The sequence below is a fragment of the Pantoea sp. NSTU24 genome (assembly GCF_050157905.1).
In the GTDB taxonomy this organism is placed as follows: Bacteria; Pseudomonadota; Gammaproteobacteria; order Enterobacterales; family Enterobacteriaceae; genus Pantoea.
Window position 1 is genome coordinate 210023 of sequence record NZ_JBKIWZ010000001.1, and the last position, 14726, is coordinate 224748.

General features: G+C 53.5%; 10 protein-coding genes, 3 tRNA genes and 3 rRNA genes. 10 read left to right on the forward strand and 6 right to left on the reverse strand.

The window, feature by feature from the left end; genetic code table 11:
* Positions 1–2 precede the first annotated feature (2 nt).
* Together ACLHDD_RS00905 and metN are read right to left on the reverse strand one after the other, a co-directional pair.
* Positions 3–656: a methionine ABC transporter permease MetI gene (locus tag ACLHDD_RS00905; RefSeq protein WP_427102558.1), complete on the reverse strand. Its 654-nt coding sequence runs from the start codon at positions 654–656 to the stop codon at positions 3–5.
* Complete coding sequence (metN, locus tag ACLHDD_RS00910) at positions 649–1680, reverse strand: methionine ABC transporter ATP-binding protein MetN (RefSeq protein WP_427102559.1); 1032 nt, start codon at positions 1678–1680, stop codon at positions 649–651. Before metN ends, ACLHDD_RS00905 begins: the two co-directional genes overlap by 8 nt.
* 188 nt (positions 1681–1868) lie before the next feature.
* On the opposite strand from metN, the gene gmhB reads away from it, so the two are divergent.
* The 6 genes from gmhB to ACLHDD_RS00940 all read left to right on the forward strand — a co-directional run bounded on the left by gmhB (position 1869) and on the right by ACLHDD_RS00940 (position 8040).
* Entirely contained in the window at positions 1869–2429 is a 561-nt protein-coding gene (gmhB, locus tag ACLHDD_RS00915; protein ID WP_427102560.1) for a D-glycero-beta-D-manno-heptose 1,7-bisphosphate 7-phosphatase, read from the forward strand.
* A 406-nt stretch (positions 2430–2835) separates the two neighbouring features.
* Positions 2836–4377 (forward strand): 16S ribosomal RNA (locus tag ACLHDD_RS00920).
* Positions 4378–4465: 88 nt separating this feature from the next.
* Positions 4466–4540: transfer RNA gene (locus tag ACLHDD_RS00925), tRNA-Glu, on the forward strand.
* A gap of 225 nt (positions 4541–4765) precedes the next feature.
* Positions 4766–7669 (forward strand): 23S ribosomal RNA (locus ACLHDD_RS00930).
* An 89-nt stretch (positions 7670–7758) separates the two neighbouring features.
* Positions 7759–7874, forward strand: a 5S ribosomal RNA gene (gene rrf, locus ACLHDD_RS00935).
* Together the 16S, 23S and 5S rRNA genes with 2 tRNA genes alongside form the textbook arrangement of a ribosomal RNA operon.
* An 89-nt stretch (positions 7875–7963) precedes the next feature.
* Positions 7964–8040: transfer RNA gene (locus ACLHDD_RS00940), tRNA-Asp, on the forward strand.
* A gap of 191 nt (positions 8041–8231) precedes the next feature.
* Here the strand turns inward: ACLHDD_RS00940 and yafC are convergent.
* Positions 8232–9134, reverse strand: coding sequence for a DNA-binding transcriptional regulator YafC (gene yafC / locus ACLHDD_RS00945; protein WP_427102561.1), 903 nt, complete (start codon positions 9132–9134; stop codon positions 8232–8234).
* Positions 9135–9395: 261 nt separating this feature from the next.
* On the opposite strand from yafC, the gene ACLHDD_RS00950 reads away from it, so the two are divergent.
* Positions 9396–10187: an endonuclease/exonuclease/phosphatase family protein gene (locus tag ACLHDD_RS00950; protein ID WP_427102562.1), complete on the forward strand. Its 792-nt coding sequence runs from the start codon at positions 9396–9398 to the stop codon at positions 10185–10187.
* Positions 10188–10286: 99 nt separating this feature from the next.
* On the opposite strand, the gene mltD is transcribed toward ACLHDD_RS00950, so the two are convergent.
* Positions 10287–11663: a murein transglycosylase D gene (mltD, locus tag ACLHDD_RS00955; protein ID WP_427102563.1), complete on the reverse strand. Its 1377-nt coding sequence runs from the start codon at positions 11661–11663 to the stop codon at positions 10287–10289.
* A gap of 71 nt (positions 11664–11734) precedes the next feature.
* Positions 11735–12490 carry a hydroxyacylglutathione hydrolase gene (gloB, locus tag ACLHDD_RS00960; protein ID WP_427102564.1) on the reverse strand — a complete coding sequence of 252 codons (756 nt, stop codon included), beginning with the start codon at positions 12488–12490 and terminating at the stop codon, positions 11735–11737.
* A 42-nt stretch (positions 12491–12532) separates the two neighbouring features.
* On the opposite strand from gloB, the gene ACLHDD_RS00965 reads away from it, so the two are divergent.
* Entirely contained in the window at positions 12533–13270 is a 738-nt protein-coding gene (locus tag ACLHDD_RS00965; protein ID WP_427102565.1) for a class I SAM-dependent methyltransferase, read from the forward strand.
* Here the strand turns inward: ACLHDD_RS00965 and rnhA are convergent.
* Positions 13252–13719 (reverse strand): ribonuclease HI, encoded by a 468-nt coding sequence (rnhA, locus tag ACLHDD_RS00970; protein ID WP_427102566.1) that lies wholly within the window; start codon positions 13717–13719, stop codon positions 13252–13254. The genes ACLHDD_RS00965 and rnhA overlap by 19 nt on opposite strands.
* A 51-nt stretch (positions 13720–13770) precedes the next feature.
* Between rnhA and dnaQ the strand changes: the two genes are divergently transcribed.
* Together dnaQ and ACLHDD_RS00980 are read left to right on the forward strand one after the other, a co-directional pair.
* Positions 13771–14502, forward strand: coding sequence for a DNA polymerase III subunit epsilon (gene dnaQ / locus ACLHDD_RS00975; protein WP_427102567.1), 732 nt, complete (start codon positions 13771–13773; stop codon positions 14500–14502).
* A 134-nt stretch (positions 14503–14636) separates the two neighbouring features.
* Positions 14637–14713: transfer RNA gene (locus ACLHDD_RS00980), tRNA-Asp, on the forward strand.
* Positions 14714–14726 lie beyond the last annotated feature (13 nt).

Sequence of the window (14726 nt, forward strand, 5' to 3'; positions counted from 1 at the left end):
GCTTACTTATGGGACACAGCACGCACAATGCGGTCGCCACAGAATTGAATGAGATACACCAAAATCACTAACAACACCAATACTGTATTCATCACAGTTGCGTTGTATCCGATATAACCATACTGGTAACCAATCTGACCCAGACCACCGGCACCGACTGCGCCGCCCATGGCTGAGTAACCTACGAGGGTAATCAGGGTAATGGTCGCCGCATTCACCAGGCCCGGCATCGCTTCGGGCAGCAGGACTTTACGGATGATTTGAATCGGCGTGGCACCCATGGCGCGGGACGCTTCAATCAGGCCGGTAGGCAGTTCCAGCAGGGAATTCTCCACCATACGCGCGATAAAGGGCGCGGCACCGACGGTTAATGGCACGATGGCCGCCTGCAGTCCGATTGAGGTGCCCACAATGACGCGCGTAAAGGGGATCATCCAGACCAGTAAGATAATGAAAGGAATGGAGCGGAAGATATTCACCAGCGCGGAGAGCACGCGGTAAAGTCCCTGATTCTGCAGAATCTGTCCGGGGCGCGTAACATAGAGCAGAACGCCGACCGGCAGGCCCAGTACAAAACCGAAAAAGCCTGAGACGAAGGTCATCATCAGCGTTTCCCACACGCCCCGTCCCAGCAACCAGATCATCGCCTCAGACATAACCTAACACCTCTACTTTCACATGATTTTCCTGCAGCCAGGCGATGGCCACGCTGATATCGTTTGCTGTACCGTGCATTTCGGCCAGCATGATGCCGAACTTCACGCCACCGGCATAATCCATCTGAGCACTGATAATATTGTTATTGACGTTGTAACGACGCGCCGCTTCGGAAAGCAGGGGCGCATCAACCGATTTACCGGTGAACTCCAGTCGCAGCAACGGCACGGTACCGTCAGCGGCAGTGGCCGACAAACGCTGCTGATAATCGTCCGGGATATCCAGATGCAGCGTGGACTGAATAAACTGCTGCGCCAGTGGTGTTTTAGGATGAGAGAAGACCTCGCTGACGCTATCTTTCTCAATCAGCTCACCCTGGCTGATAACCGCAACCTGATCGCAGATGCGTTTCACCACATCCATCTCATGGGTGATCAACAGAATGGTCAGCCCCAGGCGACGGTTGATGTCTTTCAGCAACTCCAGGATTGAGCGGGTGGTCGCCGGGTCCAGTGCGCTGGTGGCTTCATCACACAACAGCACTTTAGGGTTGCTTGCCAGTGCACGGGCAATGGCGACACGCTGCTTCTGTCCGCCCGACAGGTTAGCGGGCCAGGCATCATGCTTATCTGACAATCCCACCAGTTCCAGTAACTCAGCGACGCGGGCGTTGATCTGTGCACGGGAGAGATTGCCGAGTTCCAGAGGCAGAGACACGTTACCCGCAACGGTACGGGAGTTCATCAGGTTGAAGTGCTGGAAGATCATGCCAATCTGACGACGCGCCTGAGTGAGCTGACGCTCATTCAGTGCCGTCAGATCGGTACCGTCAACCAGTACGCGGCCCGAGGTCGGGCGCTCCAGCAGATTGACGCAACGAATCAGCGTACTTTTACCGGCACCGGAAGCTCCGATGACGCCATAAATTTGTCCGGCAGGTACATGCAGGCTGACGTCATTTAACGCCGCTATCGTTCGCGTGCCCTGCTGGAAGACCTTGGTGATATTTTCTAATTTAATCATTGTGGTGTTTATTATCGTGTTGCGTGGTCCGTGGTGTGGGAAACCTCGTCGCTTTTATCCAGGATAAAGCTGGATGGATGTTAAGGCATCCAGACGTCTAAATCAATCGAAGTGATACAATCTGGCATTCTCCCTTTTATCGCAATCATGCGATACTGATCGGCAATATCTACAGCAGGAGTTTCTACGTGGCGAATAAAGTCCCCGCTATTTTTCTTGATCGTGATGGCACCCTTAATGTCGACAATGGCTATGTCCATGAGATCGACAACTTTCAGTTTATAGAAGGCACGATCGAAGCGTTGCAACAGCTGAAAGCCATGGGCTTTGCGCTGGTGGTGGTTACCAATCAGTCTGGCATCGCCCGCGGTATGTTTACCGAAGATACCTTTATGCAGCTGACCGAATGGATGGACTGGTCGCTGGCCGATCGCGATGTGGATCTCGACGGCATCTACTTTTGTCCTCATCATCCTGATGCAACAGTAGAAGAGTTCCGTCAGTCCTGTGACTGCCGTAAACCTCAGCCGGGCATGCTGCTGATGGCACAGGAAGAGTTGAACATCGATATGGCTGCTTCTTATATGGTTGGCGACAAGCTGGAAGATATGCTGGCAGGGCAGGCCGCCGGTGTGGGGACAAAAGTCCTGGTGCGCAGCGGGAAACCCGTGACCGCCGAAGGGGAAGCGGCAGCGGACTGGGTATTAAACAGTCTGGCAGAGCTGCCGGGACGCATTAAAAGGGGCTAAAACGGCGTTTTTGTGCAAATTTCAGACGAACAGAAAAAAAGTCTCACTTTGCACTTGCGCTATCTGAACCGTTCCCTATAATGCGCCTCCATCAACACGGCACACCGGCAACGGGAAGCGTGCTGAGAGGTTCAGGAAGCTGACCCGCCGGAGAAAAACTTCTGAAAAAGAGGTTGACTCTGAAGGAGGAAAGCGTAATATACGCCACCTCGCGACAGGGCGCTAACGCACTGTTCGCGCTGCTCTTTAACAATTTATCAGACAATCTGTGTGGGCACTCGCAGGATTGATATCAGCGTCTCCGGACGCAAAAAAATATCAAGTCTCACGAGTGAACACATAATGACATTCATTATGACGTTTTACAGATGAGCATCGCTGGACTGGTTTCAGCAAATCAAACTTTAAATTGAAGAGTTTGATCATGGCTCAGATTGAACGCTGGCGGCAGGCCTAACACATGCAAGTCGGACGGTAGCACAGAGGAGCTTGCTCCTTGGGTGACGAGTGGCGGACGGGTGAGTAATGTCTGGGGATCTGCCCGATAGAGGGGGATAACCACTGGAAACGGTGGCTAATACCGCATAACGTCGCAAGACCAAAGAGGGGGACCTTCGGGCCTCTCACTATCGGATGAACCCAGATGGGATTAGCTAGTAGGCGGGGTAATGGCCCACCTAGGCGACGATCCCTAGCTGGTCTGAGAGGATGACCAGCCACACTGGAACTGAGACACGGTCCAGACTCCTACGGGAGGCAGCAGTGGGGAATATTGCACAATGGGCGCAAGCCTGATGCAGCCATGCCGCGTGTATGAAGAAGGCCTTCGGGTTGTAAAGTACTTTCAGCGGGGAGGAAGGCGGTGCGGTTAATAACCGCGCCGATTGACGTTACCCGCAGAAGAAGCACCGGCTAACTCCGTGCCAGCAGCCGCGGTAATACGGAGGGTGCAAGCGTTAATCGGAATTACTGGGCGTAAAGCGCACGCAGGCGGTCTGTTAAGTCAGATGTGAAATCCCCGGGCTTAACCTGGGAACTGCATTTGAAACTGGCAGGCTTGAGTCTCGTAGAGGGGGGTAGAATTCCAGGTGTAGCGGTGAAATGCGTAGAGATCTGGAGGAATACCGGTGGCGAAGGCGGCCCCCTGGACGAAGACTGACGCTCAGGTGCGAAAGCGTGGGGAGCAAACAGGATTAGATACCCTGGTAGTCCACGCCGTAAACGATGTCGACTTGGAGGCTGTGCCCTTGAGGCGTGGCTTCCGGAGCTAACGCGTTAAGTCGACCGCCTGGGGAGTACGGCCGCAAGGTTAAAACTCAAATGAATTGACGGGGGCCCGCACAAGCGGTGGAGCATGTGGTTTAATTCGATGCAACGCGAAGAACCTTACCTACTCTTGACATCCAGCGAACTTTCCAGAGATGGATTGGTGCCTTCGGGAACGCTGAGACAGGTGCTGCATGGCTGTCGTCAGCTCGTGTTGTGAAATGTTGGGTTAAGTCCCGCAACGAGCGCAACCCTTATCCTTTGTTGCCAGCGATTCGGTCGGGAACTCAAAGGAGACTGCCGGTGATAAACCGGAGGAAGGTGGGGATGACGTCAAGTCATCATGGCCCTTACGAGTAGGGCTACACACGTGCTACAATGGCGCATACAAAGAGAAGCGACCTCGCGAGAGCAAGCGGACCTCACAAAGTGCGTCGTAGTCCGGATCGGAGTCTGCAACTCGACTCCGTGAAGTCGGAATCGCTAGTAATCGTGGATCAGAATGCCACGGTGAATACGTTCCCGGGCCTTGTACACACCGCCCGTCACACCATGGGAGTGGGTTGCAAAAGAAGTAGGTAGCTTAACCTCCGGGAGGGCGCTTACCACTTTGTGATTCATGACTGGGGTGAAGTCGTAACAAGGTAACCGTAGGGGAACCTGCGGTTGGATCACCTCCTTACCTTAAGATACGGTCCCGCGCAGTGCTCACACAGATTGTCTGATAAAAAGTAATGAGCAGGACGGCTGCGAAGTCGTGACACTATCGTGTCCCCTTCGTCTAGCGGTTAGGACTCCGCCCTTTCACGGCGGCAACAGGGGTTCGAATCCCCTAGGGGACGCCACCTGCTTGGTGACAGGTGAAAGGTGTCTCCACAGTATCTCAAAACCGTTTCCGCTGCGCGAGCAGGGAGACGCGTCTGAGATATTTGCTCTTTAACAATCCGGAACAAGCTGAAAATTGAAACGACGCGTCGCTTTCATTCTCCGTAATAAGAATGAAAAAGGCGATGCGTACGAGTCTCTCAAATCCCTGCAGTCCGCAGCGTGAAAACGCCTGTGGGTTGTGAGGTTAAGTGACTAAGCGTACACGGTGGATGCCCAGGCAGTCAGAGGCGATGAAGGACGTGCTAATCTGCGTAAAGCGACGGTAAGGTGATATGAACCGCTACAGCCGTCGATGTCCGAATGGGGAAACCCGGTGCACTCTGTGCATCATTGCAGCATGAATACATAGTGCTGCAAGGCGAACCGGGGGAACTGAAACATCTAAGTACCCCGAGGAAAAGAAATCAACCGAGATTCCCCCAGTAGCGGCGAGCGAACGGGGAGCAGCCCAGAGCCTGAATCAGCCTGTGTGTTAGTGGAAGCGTCTGGAAAGTCGCAGGGTACAGGGTGATACTCCCGTACACAAAAGCACACACGCTGTGAGCTCGATGAGTAAGGCGGGACACGTGGTATCCTGTCTGAATATGGGGGGACCATCCTCCAAGGCTAAATACTCCTGACTGACCGATAGTGAACCAGTACCGTGAGGGAAAGGCGAAAAGAACCCCGGCGAGGGGAGTGAAACAGAACCTGAAACCGTGTACGTACAAGCAGTGGGAGCCTCTTTTATGGGGTGACTGCGTACCTTTTGTATAATGGGTCAGCGACTTATATTCTGTAGCAAGGTTAACCGTATAGGGGAGCCGCAGGGAAACCGAGTCTTAACTGGGCGTTAAGTTGCAGGGTATAGACCCGAAACCCGGTGATCTAGCCATGGGCAGGTTGAAGGTTGGGTAACACTAACTGGAGGACCGAACCGACTAATGTTGAAAAATTAGCGGATGACCTGTGGCTGGGGGTGAAAGGCCAATCAAACCGGGAGATAGCTGGTTCTCCCCGAAAGCTATTTAGGTAGCGCCTCGTGAACTCATCTCCGGGGGTAGAGCACTGTTTCGGCTAGGGGGCCATCCCGGCTTACCAACCCGATGCAAACTGCGAATACCGGAGAATGTTATCACGGGAGACACACGGCGGGTGCTAACGTCCGTCGTGAAGAGGGAAACAACCCAGACCGCCAGCTAAGGTCCCAAAGTCATGGTTAAGTGGGAAACGATGTGGGAAGGCACAGACAGCCAGGATGTTGGCTTAGAAGCAGCCATCATTTAAAGAAAGCGTAATAGCTCACTGGTCGAGTCGGCCTGCGCGGAAGATGTAACGGGGCTAAACCATGCACCGAAGCTGCGGCAGCAGTAGCGATACTGTTGGGTAGGGGAGCGTTCTGTAAGCCGTCGAAGGTGTGCTGTGAGGCATGCTGGAGGTATCAGAAGTGCGAATGCTGACATAAGTAACGATAAAGCGGGTGAAAAGCCCGCTCGCCGGAAGACCAAGGGTTCCTGTTCAACGTTAATCGGAGCAGGGTGAGTCGACCCCTAAGGCGAGGCCGAAAGGCGTAGTCGATGGGAAACAGGTTAATATTCCTGTACTCGGTGTTACTGCGAAGGGGGGACGGAGAAGGCTATATCAGCCGGGCGACGGTTGTCCCGGTTTAAGCGTGTAGGTGTGTGTTCCAGGCAAATCCGGTTCACTTTACACTGAGGCGTGACGACGAGGCACTACGGTGCTGAAGTGATAAATGCCCTGCTTCCAGGAAAAGCCTCTAAGCATCAGGTAACACAGAATCGTACCCCAAACCGACACAGGTGGTCAGGTAGAGAATACCAAGGCGCTTGAGAGAACTCGGGTGAAGGAACTAGGCAAAATGGTGCCGTAACTTCGGGAGAAGGCACGCTGGCGCGTAGGTGAAGGGACTTGCTCCCGGAGCTGAAGCCAGTCGAAGATACCAGCTGGCTGCAACTGTTTATTAAAAACACAGCACTGTGCAAACACGAAAGTGGACGTATACGGTGTGACGCCTGCCCGGTGCCGGAAGGTTAATTGATGGGGTTATCCGTAAGGAGAAGCTCCTGATCGAAGCCCCGGTAAACGGCGGCCGTAACTATAACGGTCCTAAGGTAGCGAAATTCCTTGTCGGGTAAGTTCCGACCTGCACGAATGGCGTAATGATGGCCAGGCTGTCTCCACCCGAGACTCAGTGAAATTGAACTCGCTGTGAAGATGCAGTGTACCCGCGGCAAGACGGAAAGACCCCGTGAACCTTTACTACAGCTTGACACTGAACATTGAGCCTTGATGTGTAGGATAGGTGGGAGGCTTTGAAGCGCGGACGCCAGTCTGCGTGGAGCCATCCTTGAAATACCACCCTTTAATGTTTGATGTTCTAACGTGGCCCCGTGATCCGGGGTGCGGACAGTGTCTGGTGGGTAGTTTGACTGGGGCGGTCTCCTCCCAAAGAGTAACGGAGGAGCACGAAGGTCAGCTAATCACGGTCGGACATCGTGAGGTTAGTGCAATGGCATAAGCTGGCTTGACTGCGAGAGTGACGGCTCGAGCAGGTGCGAAAGCAGGTCATAGTGATCCGGTGGTTCTGAATGGAAGGGCCATCGCTCAACGGATAAAAGGTACTCCGGGGATAACAGGCTGATACCGCCCAAGAGTTCATATCGACGGCGGTGTTTGGCACCTCGATGTCGGCTCATCACATCCTGGGGCTGAAGTAGGTCCCAAGGGTACGGCTGTTCGCCGTTTAAAGTGGTACGCGAGCTGGGTTTAGAACGTCGTGAGACAGTTCGGTCCCTATCTGCCGTGGGCGCTGGAGAATTGAGGGGGGTTGCTCCTAGTACGAGAGGACCGGAGTGAACGCACCGCTGGTGTTCGGGTTGTCATGCCAATGGCACTGCCCGGTAGCTAAGTGCGGAAAAGATAAGTGCTGAAAGCATCTAAGCACGAAACTTGCCCCGAGATGAGTTCTCCCTGACCCTTTAAGGGTCCTGAAGGGACGTTGAAGACGACGACGTTGATAGGCCGGGTGTGTAAGCGCAGCGATGCGTTGAGCTAACCGGTACTAATGACCCGTGAGGCTTAACCTTACAACGCCAGAGGCGTTTTTGAGAGACGATTTTCAGCCTGAACCGGATAAGTCTGCGCGGCCCCAGGGCGGCGCGGAAAACAGAATCTGCCTGGCGGCTTTAGCGCGGTGGTCCCACCTGACCCCATGCCGAACTCAGAAGTGAAACGCCGTAGCGCCGATGGTAGTGTGGGGCCTCCCCATGCGAGAGTAGGGAACTGCCAGGCATAAGATACGTTCCTTTTTCCTCTGACAGGGAAAAAAAGAAGGAACAGACAGGTATCAGCGAGGCGCTGATGGCTGTGAAAGAACCGGTGGAGCGGTAGTTCAGTTGGTTAGAATACCTGCCTGTCACGCAGGGGGTCGCGGGTTCGAGCCCCGTCCGTTCCGCCACTTAATTGGAAAGCCCTGACTTAACGGTCAGGGCTTTTTCCATTGGATCGCATTATGCCAGACAGCGCCGTCTGCAGGATCCTGCTCCGACTCACATAGTCAGCGACCGGATCGCCATAGGTTCAAAGCCGGAGCGACCCGTTCATCTGTTCAGGACTGTCTGCCAGCAGACAGCATGAAAATCACCGATTTCAGCTGCGCCACGGCTGCGCTGCCGTCCACTCACTGACAAAGTCGATGAAAGCTCGCACACGCTGGCTTACGCCTGTATCACTGTAATAAACCGCATTGAACGGCATCTCAACCGGCAGACGCTGATCGGCTAGCACCTCCACCAGTTTCCCCTCTGCAACTTCACGATCGATCATATAGTCCGACAGGCAGGCAAGACCATTGCCGGTCAGGCAGAGCTGCTTAATCGTCTCTCCACTGTTTGAAGAGATAGCCCAGTTTATATCGTAAAGTTCGCCATTCTCACGGCTGACCGGCCAGCGATTCAGACGTGGTGAGTCATCGAAGCCCAGGCAGGGGTGGTTATCCAGATCCGCCACCTGCTGCGGTATGCCATGCTCACGCAGATAAGCGGGCGAAGCCACAATCCTGCGAAAACTGTTAAACAGCAGCCGGGCGCGCAGGGTAGAATCCGTCAGATTACCGGCACGGATCGCGACATCCACTTTCCGCTCAATCAGATTGATAAAACTCTCTGAGGAGATCAGCGAAAGGGTGATGCCGGGATAGCGCAGTCGGAAGGGTTTGATCATCGGCATCAGCAGATGGAGAATGACCGGTGTCGCAGCATCCACGCGCAATAACCCTTTCGGCTCTTGCAGACTTTCGATCAAATCATTCTCTGCCGTCGTCATCTCCTGCAAAAAATGCTGAACGTGACGGAAATAGCGCTCGCCCTCCTGCGTCAGCGCCAGCTGCCGTGTCGTGCGGGTCAGCAGGGCAATACCCAGCTTGTTTTCCAGCTTTTTAATGGTTCTGCTGACGGCTGAGTTAGCCATCTGCAACTGCTCCGCCGCCCGACTGAAACTCCCGCTTTCGACTACACTGACAAACACCTGTAGTTCGTCAGAAGATGCCTTCATCCTTCCTCCCTGTTATGACGTGACCTGCATACCCATTGATGACCGATAATGCAATCCTGACCAGTATAGATGTTTGCAGGGATGAGCCAGCAGGGCTTGCCGCGATCTGACCCGATTTGCTTAACAAACATAATGAAGCGGTTTTATGCTGGAAAAGGGTGATGAATTCTGACATTCACCTGCATCCATTGAAACCCCGGTCTAAAATCCCTATAACAGACAGGTGTTAACTGTAATCTGAATCATCAGCCAGGCGGGAAAGTGCGCAAAAAAACGTATGCAATGCGATATGTAGCAGGACAACCAGTGGAACAGATCTTTCCACCTGGCGCGATGCTTCATCTCGGGCAGGCACTGCCTCCTGGCGCGCCATTGCCTGCGCATCCCACTCTCAAAGTCCTTGTCTGGAATATTTTCAAGCAGCAGCGAGCAGACTGGATGTCGGTTCTGGAGGGATTCGGTAAAGATGCTCACCTGGTACTACTGCAGGAAGCCCAGACTACGCCTGAACTGGTACAGTTTGCGACCACCAATTATCTGGCCGCCGATCAGGTACCCGCCTTTGTGCTGCCTCAGCATCCCTCTGGGGTGATGACGCTGGCCTCAGCCCATCCGGTCTACTGTTGTCCGTTACGCGAGCGTGAGCCGCTACTGAGGCTCTCTAAGTCGGCTCTGGTAACGGCCTATCCGCTACCGGCCGGTGAAATGCTGATGGTGGTTAATATACATGCGGTAAACTTCAGTCTGGGTGTCGACGTCTACAGTAAGCAACTGGGGCCTATTGGCGAACAGATTATGCATCACCAGGGGCCGGTCATTATGGCCGGAGATTTCAATGCCTGGAGCCGCCAGCGTATCAATGCCCTCTACCGTTTTGCCCAGCGAATGAAGCTGGAAGAGGTGATGTTTACGGCCGATCACCGGCGTAAAGCCTTTGGCCGCCCGCTGGACTTCGTGTTTTATCGCGATCTCAACGTCAGCGAAGCTTCAGTACTGGTGACGCGCGCTTCTGATCATAACCCTTTACTGGTGGAGTTCAGCTCAATACGCTAGCCCGCAAAGGCCGCTCGCCTGGAAAAAAGGGGAAGGGGAAGCCCGGAGAGGGCTGCGGAAAAAAGAAAAAAGCTGACAGATGTCAGCCTTTTCAACGTATCAGGTATCCGGAGTTGCGTTATTATTCACAAACAGCGTTAAGTTATCGCCAGGTTGAATATCTTTCGCACTATCCAGCACACTGTTCCAGCGCATCACGTCTTTGATATTGACGCCGTGATGACGGGCAATACTGTCAAGAGAATCACCCTTACGAACACGGTAGGTGATGCTGTTGCCGTTATCAGCCAGTCGGGTGCCGTTCGAACCGATGGTCAGCATCTGACCCGGTCGGATATCAGCCCCGCGCAGGTTGTTATCCTGCTTCAGTGCGGAAACACTCACGCCCAGTTTTGAGGCAATGCCCGAAAGCGTATCACCTCGTCGCACTTTGTATCCGCCGCCTGCACTGGCTTTTGCCAGCTGGGTCGGCTGTACCGCAGCGATGTCACCGGAGGCCAGTGAGTTGCGCAGTTTTGCAACGTTCGACTTCGGAACCATAATGTAGTGCGGACCGTTTGGTGCAGTAGCGCCGCCTTTGTAGCCGGTATTGAAGCTCTTCAGTTTTGTGAGCGACATACCTGCCATTTCGGCAGCCTGCGTCAGCTGTATCTGCTGACCCACTTCCACACGTGCCAGCGCACGGCTTTCATTAGGTGTCGGCAGTTTGATGCCGTAACGCTTGTTATTTTTCAGCAGTTCACTCAGCGCTAACATTTTGGGAACATACACAGTTGTTTCGCGTGGCAGCGACAGATGCCAGAAGTCAGTCGGCTTACCGCGCGCCTTGTTCTGTTTGATCGCTTTGAGTACCCGTCCCTCACCACTGTTGTACGCGGCAATGGTTAACAACCAGTCACCGTCAAACATGGAATTGAGACGTTGCATCATATCCAGCGCAACTTTTGTGGATGCCACCACATCACGTCGCCCATCGTAATACTGATTCTGTTTCAGACCATAGTTCCGACCCGTTGCAGCAACGATTTGCCAGATGCCTGCGGCATTGGCAGATGAGGTTGCCCGAGGGTCAAAAGCGCTCTCCACTATGGGTAGCAGTACCAGTTCCATCGGCATTTTACGTTTCTGTATCTGCTCGACTATCCAGTACATGTACGGCTCTGCCCGTAATGTTACATCGTGGAGATAGCTCTTATTTTTTAAAAATTTACTTTTTTGTTCGCGGATTGCCGGGTTTTCCGGAATCCCCATCTTCAACTCGTCACTAATGAAACTCCAGAGATCGGCGTCTGCTGCGAGGCCAGTTCCATCTTCCTGCCATCGCGGCGACAAAAACTTGTCTCCGTACTTTCCATTTTCACCTTGACCAGCTGAAGACAGACTCTGTGCATGCTGTTCGGGGATATTGGCATCGTTCCTGGACGCCTGACATCCTACCAGCAAGACTGAGGCGAGTAAGATCGCTTTAGCCTTCATGTGTGTGTCAATAGTTCGCTTAAAAGACGAGCAACTATACGTGACGACTTTTCACAACACAACCCGAAAAATCAAAAAGCGTCTTTCTTCTCGCGTAAAACGGCAAATGTCTGCCATACAGGTTCATCAGCTACGTTAACGTTTAATGCCCTTTGTAAATCAGCATCTTGCGTGCGAAGAAATAAATTTATTATCCGTTCGTGCGCCAGTTTTGTTGGCAGACTAATGCCATTTTCAGCACGTAAGTCCTTAATTTTCTGATATTCGGCTGTTATTTGCGGGTCATGGGGCAGAATAGCCGCAGCAAACTTCAGGTTGGATAAAGTATATTCATGCGCACAACAGACTAAGGTTTCTTCCGGAAGCTTATTAAGCTTTTGAAATGAATAATACATCTGCTCTGCGGTGCCCTCAAAAAGGCGTCCACAGCCGCCGGAAAAGAGCGTGTCGCCACAGAAAAGATAAGGTGCACTGTAATATGAGATATGTCCTAAAGTGTGTCCGGGTGTGTGGATGACGTCAAAGGTCAGGCCCAGCACGTTGACCTTATCACCTTCGCTGACCACCGTTGTGGTTCCTTTCTCCGCCGTCTCCTGAGGACCATAGACCTCCAGCTGAGGAAAATGCTCGCGCAGGGTTTTGACCCCACCCGTATGATCGTTGTGGTGGTGGGTGAGCAGGATCGCCACGGGCTGCCAGCCATTAGAAGCCAGTTTTTCTAACACCGGCTGGGCTTCGCCAGGGTCTACAATCAGGCACTTATCTTGATCGTCAGTCAGTGTCCAGATGTAGTTGTCCTGCAACGCAGGAATACTGTTAAGATTCATCATCACCTCTCGAAGGTCGCAGGAAAAGGAAGAGCGTAAAGCATGAAGCCCGCTAAATCACGCCAGGTTCTGAACGCACCGCTGTCGTGGCGCGATATGCCATGGGGAGATTATTTCCGCGATGCGCTGACGCAGCAGCTCCAGCCCTACCTTGGAAAGCTATATGGCTTTCATATGCTTAAGCTTGGCAACCTCAGCGCAGAAATCAATACGGAAAATTGTGCTATTTCACATCAGGTTAATGTTGGCCGTGAGGGTGAGCTGCTTCAGGTCCTCGCTAATCCGATGCAGTTGCCGTTTGAGTCGAAGTCAGTCGACGCCTGTCTGATGGCCCATACGCTTGCCTGGAGCCAGGACCCGCATCGGGTATTACGCGAAGTCGACAGGGTGCTGATTGACGATGGCTGGATGATCATCAGTGGTTTCAATCCCTTCAGCCTGCTTGGCGTGAGTAAAATAGTGCCGGGATTAGCGCGCAGAGCGCCCTGGAGCGGGCGGATGTTTAGCCAGATGCGGCTGCTCGACTGGCTGGGACTGCTGAACTATGAGGTGGTCTACCGCACCCGATTTCAGGTTCTGCCCTGGCATCAGCAGGGCGGAAAAATCATCAGCGCGCATTTACCGGCTTTAGGCTGTCTGAACATTGTGGTGGCACGTAAACGCACCTTCCCGTTGCTGCCGACCCGGACAAAGAAGAGCATCAGCACCAGCAAAATCCGTCAGACGGTCAACGCCACACGTCAGTTCCGGCAGGCAGACGATCAGGATTCAGTTTTATAGCCGGTATCATCAAAGGCAGGATGCTCAGCTGCACTGCGTGCCAGCACGTCGCAACGCTCATTTTCCGGATGGCCGGCATGACCTTTTACCCACTCCCACTGAATTTTGTGCGTGCTGAGTGCGGCATCGAGACGTTGCCAGAGATCCACATTTTTCACCGGTTTTTTATCGGCCGTTTTCCAGCCCCGTTTTTTCCAGTTATGGATCCAGCTGGTGATCCCCTGACGCACATACTGGCTGTCGGTGCTGAGCACCACCTCGCACGGCTGAGTCAGCGCCTCAAGCGAGACGATAGCCGCCATCAGCTCCATCCGATTATTGGTCGTAAGACGATAACCCGCGCTGAAGGTTTTTTCATGCTGGCCATAGCGTAAAATCGCCCCGTAACCGCCGGGGCCGGGATTCCCAAGGCAGGATCCATCGGTGAATATTTCTACCTGTTTGCGCATCTCTGGTAGACTTCCTCTCAAAAGCGTCAAGTCTGACATAAAACGGGTCTTATGAGCACTGCAAATAACCGCCAGATCGTTCTCGATACTGAAACCACTGGCATGAACATGATCGGGACACATTATGAGGGGCACCGCATCATCGAGATTGGTGCGGTGGAGGTGATCAACCGCCGCCTGACCGGCAACAATTTCCACATGTACCTCAAGCCCGATCGGCTGGTGGATCCGGAAGCCTTTGGCGTTCACGGCATTGCAGATGAGTTCCTGGCTGACAAGCCCGCCTTCAGTGAAATTGCGGATGAGTTCCTGGACTATATCCGGGGCGCGGAATTAGTGATCCATAACGCCCCGTTTGATATCGGCTTTATGGACTATGAGTTTTCAAAGCTGAACCGCGGCATTGAGAAAACCGAAGCCTTTTGTAAGATCACTGACAGCCTCGCCCTGGCGCGTCGCATGTTCCCCGGCAAGCGTAACAGCCTCGATGCGCTCTGCTCGCGCTACGAAATAGATAACAGTAAACGTACTCTGCACGGCGCTCTGCTCGATGCCGAGATTCTGGCGGAAGTCTTCCTGACCATGACCGGCGGTCAGACATCGCTTTCCTTCCTGTCAGAAAGCGAAAGCGCCCGTCAGGCGCAGGGCGAAAGCATTCAGCGCATCGTGCGTCCTGCTTCTGCACTGCGGGTGGTGACCGCCAGCGACGAAGAGGTGGTTGCCCATGAGTCCCGTCTGGATCTGGTAATGAAGAAGGGTGGCAGCTGCCTCTGGCGTGGCTGAACCTTGTGATTTTGCGGAGAAAAACAGCGGTGAGCTGAAAAAAACAGCAAACGATTTAGTCGCCAGGAAAAAGCGTTGACGCCGCATAAGCCTGCTATTAATATGCGCCTCGTTCCCGACGGGGAACACAGCGCGGAGCGGTAGTTCAGTTGGTTAGAATACCTGCCTGTCACGCAGGGGGTCGCGGGTTCGAGCCCCGTCCGTTCCGCCACTATTTAAAAAAG

Excerpts from the sequence above, each read along its gene's own strand:
- ACLHDD_RS00905 (WP_427102558.1), bottom strand. The coding sequence starts at position 656 with ATGTCTGAGGCGATGATCTGGTTGCTGGGACGGGGCGTGTGGGAAACG.
- rnhA (WP_427102566.1), bottom strand. The coding sequence starts at position 13,719 with ATGCGCAAACAGGTAGAAATATTCACCGATGGATCCTGCCTTGGGAAT.
- gloB (WP_427102564.1), bottom strand. The coding sequence starts at position 12,490 with ATGAATCTTAACAGTATTCCTGCGTTGCAGGACAACTACATCTGGACA.
- mltD (WP_427102563.1), bottom strand. The coding sequence starts at position 11,663 with ATGAAGGCTAAAGCGATCTTACTCGCCTCAGTCTTGCTGGTAGGATGT.
- ACLHDD_RS00965 (WP_427102565.1), top strand. The coding sequence starts at position 12,533 with ATGAAGCCCGCTAAATCACGCCAGGTTCTGAACGCACCGCTGTCGTGG.
- yafC (WP_427102561.1), bottom strand. The coding sequence starts at position 9,134 with ATGAAGGCATCTTCTGACGAACTACAGGTGTTTGTCAGTGTAGTCGAA.
- dnaQ (WP_427102567.1), top strand. The coding sequence starts at position 13,771 with ATGAGCACTGCAAATAACCGCCAGATCGTTCTCGATACTGAAACCACT.
- metN (WP_427102559.1), bottom strand. The coding sequence starts at position 1,680 with ATGATTAAATTAGAAAATATCACCAAGGTCTTCCAGCAGGGCACGCGA.